Annotated in this window: 4 protein-coding genes; 2 read left to right on the forward strand and 2 right to left on the reverse strand. The window is 53.5% G+C overall.

The genetic code is table 11. The features are described from left to right. Positions 1–649: 649 nt before the first annotated feature. Positions 650–1,471: a prepilin peptidase gene (locus tag OSC10802_RS0133150; protein ID WP_017721065.1), complete on the reverse strand. Its 822-nt coding sequence runs from the start codon at positions 1,469–1,471 to the stop codon at positions 650–652. Positions 1,472–1,595: 124 nt separating this feature from the next. Beyond that, on the reverse strand, positions 1,596–1,856 hold the full coding sequence (locus OSC10802_RS0133155) for a hypothetical protein (protein WP_017721066.1): 261 nt from the start codon (positions 1,854–1,856) through the stop codon (positions 1,596–1,598). A 466-nt stretch (positions 1,857–2,322) separates the two neighbouring features. Between OSC10802_RS0133155 and OSC10802_RS0133160 the strand changes: the two genes are divergently transcribed. Continuing rightward, positions 2,323–3,903, forward strand: a complete 1,581-nt coding sequence (locus OSC10802_RS0133160; protein ID WP_017721067.1) for an AAA family ATPase — start codon at positions 2,323–2,325, stop codon at positions 3,901–3,903. Further along, on the forward strand, positions 3,887–4,978 hold the full coding sequence (locus tag OSC10802_RS43040; protein WP_017721068.1) for a WD40 repeat domain-containing protein: 1,092 nt from the start codon (positions 3,887–3,889) through the stop codon (positions 4,976–4,978). The genes OSC10802_RS0133160 and OSC10802_RS43040 overlap by 17 nt, the downstream gene beginning before the upstream one ends. Positions 4,979–5,148: the final 170 nt, after the last annotated feature.

Genomic DNA, 5,148 nt, shown 5'->3' on the forward strand with positions numbered 1-5,148 from the left:
ACACGCCTTCAGACAGGTTTTGTATATATGCTTTCAACCGGAGATTAGATAACTTTGCCCCCGCCGGCACCCCCTTCTGTGGGGCCAATCGGCTGTTCGTGGCCCACTTTCGGCTGCCGGTGGCCGCTTTTCGGCAGCAAATTGCCGTAAATGAGAAATTTTCCGATTAAATGAGATTTGCAAAACGCGCCTTCAGACCGTTTTTGTATATATGCTTTCAACCGGATATTAGATAAGTTGCCGTGCGTGGGAACGGGCTGCGGCGGACAGATATAGCAGTATGCACTTAGGTTAGAACATTAGACCTTCAGGCTCGGCGGACGCCTCCCCTACGTCTATATAGCAGTAAGCATTTAGGAAACCTACATTCCGGCCTCCCTTGCTCCAGAGCTCCCGAAGCTTCTATTGTTCTAACCAATATGACTGCTGCTATAGCCCAAAGTTTGTAGTTGGGCTTTAGCCCAAAAGGTTCGCAGTTGGGCTAAAGCCCAATCGGCTCGCGCATTATTGCAATCTAATAAGCTATTGCGCTATAATGCTGCTGGTTGTAAAAAAGAGGCAGAGCCTCCAAAGCAGCGTTCCCAGGCTCCGCCTGGGAACGAGGGTAAATTCTGGCACACACGCGATGTATCGCGCCTGAAAACAGGGATTAACTGAGGGGGAAAAATAGCCGCAGGTAGGTGGAGAGAATCGCTTCGCCCCAAAGGGCGGCGATGCCGGCACCGATGGCCAGGAAGGGGCCAAAGGGCATGGGATGGCGGCGATCCAGCCAGCCGAGGGCGATTGCGCCGCCACCGGCAAAGGCACCGATGGCGCAGGCGAGAAAGCCGGCGATCAGCAAATACTTCCACCCCAACCACGCTCCCATCATGGCTGCCAGTTTGGCGTCTCCCGCACCCATTGCGGTTCGCCCAAAGGCGAGGGAGCCAACGAAGGCGATAATGTCGAGCAGCCAGATTCCCACAACTGCGCCGATAATGCCTGACATCAGCTGTTTGACAGCACCGGCACCGGCGAGTGCCGGCAGAAAACCGGCTGCGGTTTGAAAGGCTAAACCGGCAACCAATCCCGATTGTGTGAGAGGATTGGGCAGGGTCATGGTATCGAAGTCGATCAGGGAGAGTGCCAGCAGCCAGCTGAAGAACGCCCAGTAGCCGGCGGTTTGCCAAGTCGGGCCAAATTGCCAGAAAACCAGCAAGAAGAGGGTGCCGGTGGCGGCTTCCACGAGGGGGTAGCGCGGGGAAATGGGACTGCGGCAGTGCCGGCAGCGCCCGCGCAGCCACAGCCAGCCGAACACCGGCACGTTTTCACGAGCGCCGAGCCGGTTGAGGCATTTGGGGCAGCGAGACGGTGGCCACAGGAGGGACAGACCCGCCGGCAGCCGGTAGACAACCACATTCAGGAAGCTGCCAATAGAAGCTCCCAAGGCGAAGACAATCAAGCCGGCGGCAAAGGTGACGAGCGTGTCCACTTATGTAGAAGTGTGAGGTGTGCGGTGCGGGGTGGGCGATGTGGGGTGCGTTGCGCGGCGGAGGTGGGGTGCTCGTGCCTTGGTGTCCCGCGCCCAATGCCATCATGCGCCATCCCCGACGCCCTTAATAGAGTTCCGATTCAATCTGCTCAAAAGGCACAAAAGATTCGTTTGGCAACAAGATTGGCTTGCGGGATAGAATCAATTGGCCCCGATAAGTCAGCCGGTCGATGACCACACCGAGGGGGCGCTGAAGACGAGCGGCATGAACTTCCTGGTAGGTACGATAGATTTTCCGAGCTGCTCTGAGCAATGCGGGATCGAGCAACTTGGGGAAATCAGCACTATCTGGCCCTGGCTCTGGCCTTTTCTGTGAAGCGTACACTACGCTTACCCCTATTTTTTCGCATGAGTTTAGCCCTTCTTCTGTGACTATAGCAAGGGATTGACCAAATGTTTAGGGGATTTGCCCCCCGTGGGGACAGGCGGGAGGCCGGTCCTACGTCTGGGAGGGGGGTTTTTGGGACAGGCGGGACGCCTGTCCTACGCCTGGGAGGGGGGTTTTGGGTCGGAGGGAATGCCGGTCCTATGACGTAGCGCAGGCGTCTCGCCTGCGCATTCAGGGGACAGGCGGGACGCCGGTCCTACGCCTTGATGGCATATCGCGCCGGCACACTTTTCTACAGCGGGATACCGGCTTCCCGCAGGGGAGAATTTCGGATAAGCTTCCCTTGTCTCGACTTGACATAATTATAACATATTTATATTTGACAATAATTTATCTATCAGTCCGGTATAGTTAACCGGCGCTTATAATAGAGGGAAGTGTAAACGAATGCCCCAGACAAGCAATGTTCAACCTGGACTCCGTAATTAAAGCGATTAGCAGTATGGCGCGTCCCGCTGCGAGCCTAGCTATGAATCAAGCTCAGCGCAATGAAGCTGTTATCAAAATATTAAAGGACTTCGGGTTTGACCCTGTACAGCCTCCCAAAGATGTGGATGGGGTTTACGCTTACACTTTAGTGGAGTATGGCGTGGGCAAGCCAGAAACGATTCTTAACCTCTGGCGAGAGAAGGAAATCAAAAAAGCCTTTTGGGACGCCTATAGGTCAAAAAGTCCTTTATGGTTTCTCAGGAAAGTAGAACATTTTCTTGAGTGGAATATCTTGGGGGATGAGATCCGAGCGGCGAAAATTGACATCCGTCCAGAGTTAGAAGAGTTCGGGAAAGCTTTTATCACCGTAGCGCGGCGCACTGGAGCCGGCGAATTTCAGCCTTACCCGGACTGGACTGTGGACAAGGTTCCAGCGGAGTTTAAAGCCTTAATCGAAGATAAAACTCGGACGTTTTGCGGGCGCGGGTTCGTCTTTGACGCCTTTGACAACTTCCTCAAAGAAAAGCCCTGCGGTTACTTCACTGTGGTGGGAGAACCGGGGATGGGGAAAAGTGCCATTTCTGCTAAGTACGTCCTGGAACACAAATCGCCCTGCTATTTCAATATTCGCGCCGAGGGGCGCAATAAACCCGACCGGTTCCTGGAAAGCATTCGCCAACAGCTGATGAAGCGCTACCCCTTGCTGAATGCAGAGACAGATGAGTTGCCGGCTTTACTGGAAAAGGCAAGCAAAGAACTTGCGGGGGACGAACGCCTCGTGATTGTGGTGGATGCGCTGGATGAAGTGGAGCAACCAGGAGACGACAAAAATCTTTTATATTTACCGGGGATGCTTCCGAAGCGCGTCTATTTCCTGCTGACGCGCCGCCCCTATACCCCAGAGAACAAGCGTTTGACTGTCTCTGCGCCGGTGGGGGAGTTGGATTTAAGGAAGTTCCCTGATTTGAGTCGGGAAGATGTGAAAGAGTATATTCGCTTCTTTCGCGACAAGTCAGAACAGAAGGACGACTTGAAAAAGTGGATTAAAGACCGCCAGATTGCTCCGGAAGCGTTTGTCGAGCAAGTAGCGGCAAAGAGTCAGAGCAATTTCCTGTATTTGCGCTATGTTTTGCCAGAAATTGCTCGCGGTTTCTATAATGACCTGACTTTAGAGCAATTGCCAGCCGGTCTTCAGGACTATTATCAATCCTACTGGGGGCGGATGAATATGGATGATGCGTCCAAGAAAGCCAAAGCGATTGTCCTGTTTATCTTGGTGGAGATTGGGACGCCGGTTCCCTGCGAGATGATTGCGAAGATTGCTGATCGGGATGAATGTGACGTGCGAGAGGTTTTGTTGGATGAGTGGTTTGAGTATTTGAAGGAACAAGAAATCCAAGGTGAAACCTGCTACACTATCTATCATACCAGTTTCCTTGACTTCCTGAAAAGCAAACGGGAGCTGGATTCAAAACGCAAGCTGTTTGTCGAGGTGAACCGGCGCATTGCTGAATACTTGGAAAAGGAGATGGGGCAAGATGGGGAGATTGGCTGACAAATTAGCGGCCAAAACAGCCGCTTTTCAACGCGCTTATCTGGGCAGCTTGCCGCGAACTCAGGCCAAGTCGGGTGAGTTTGGAAAATATTGCCAAACCCTGACAAATTTTGAATTCCTGGAGGCAAAAATTAACCACCCTGAGTTTGGGGTGCTAGCGCTGATTAGGGATTACTATCTTGCAGGCGAACCAGAGGTATTGAAGTGCCGGGAGTATAGCCCGGAGAAGGGGAAGGCGCTGAAGTTGATCCAAGGGGCGCTGGGACTGTCGGTGCGTGTTTTAAATCAGGATAAGACGCGACTGGCGGAGCAACTCTGGGGGCGATTGCAGTGTTTTAAACAGCCCGAAATTCAGCAAATGCTGGATGTAGCAAAGCTGTGGAAAGATAAACCTTGGTTGCGTCCCCTGACCCCTAGCTTTACTACCCCTGGAGATCAGTTGCTGCACACCCTGAAAGGTCACAGCGACTGGGTAAGTGCTGTCGCAGTCACCCCGGATGGGTCGCGGGCGATTTCCGGTTCTCGTGACGGAACCGTGAAAGTCTGGAATCTGGATTCTGGAGAGGAACTGCTCACCCTGGAAGGTCACAGCGCCCCGGTATATGCTGTCGCAGTCACCCCGGATGGGTCGCGGGCGATTTCCGGTTCACGTGACGGAACCGTGAAAGTCTGGAATCTGGATTCTGGAGAGGAACTGCACACTCTAAAGGGTCACAGCGACTGGGTAAATGCTGTCGCCGTCACCCCGGATGGGTTGCGGGCGATTTCGGGTTCAGATGACGGAACCGTGAAAGTCTGGAATCTGGTTTCTGGAAAGAAACTGCACACCCTAAAGGGTCACAGCGGCTTGGTAAATGCTGTCGCCGTCACCCCGGATGGGTTGCGGGCGATTTCGGGTTCAGATGACAGAACCGTGAAAATCTGGGATTTGCGCAGTGGGAAGCTGATTGCCAGTTTCACCGGCGACAGTCCTATAAAGTGCTGTGCGGTTGCGCAGGATGGGGTGACGGTTGTGGCGGGCGAGGAATCGGGGCGGGTGCATTTCCTTCGGTTGGAGGGCGACACGGATGCCTAATCCCAATTTTGGATTTTGGATGCCCGGATTTTGGATTGAAAAAGGGGGCAGTAAAGCCTTTTCAGCTCCAGAAAACATACTATCTAACCCAAGTTTCTACTTACCAGTGAGTCAGGTGAGATCCCCCCCTAGCCCCCCCTTAAAAAGGGGGGGAAATACTCAAAGCCCCC

It is taken from the genome of Kamptonema formosum PCC 10802, from assembly GCF_000332335.1.
Classification (GTDB): Bacteria; Cyanobacteriota; Cyanobacteriia; order Cyanobacteriales; family Oscillatoriaceae; genus Oscillatoria.

What these genes read in the sequence shown, in the direction of transcription:
- OSC10802_RS0133160 (WP_017721067.1), top strand. Translation starts at nt 2,323, where the DNA reads ATGTTCAACCTGGACTCCGTAATTAAAGCGATTAGCAGTATGGCGCGT.
- OSC10802_RS43040 (WP_017721068.1), top strand. Translation starts at nt 3,887, where the DNA reads ATGGGGAGATTGGCTGACAAATTAGCGGCCAAAACAGCCGCTTTTCAA.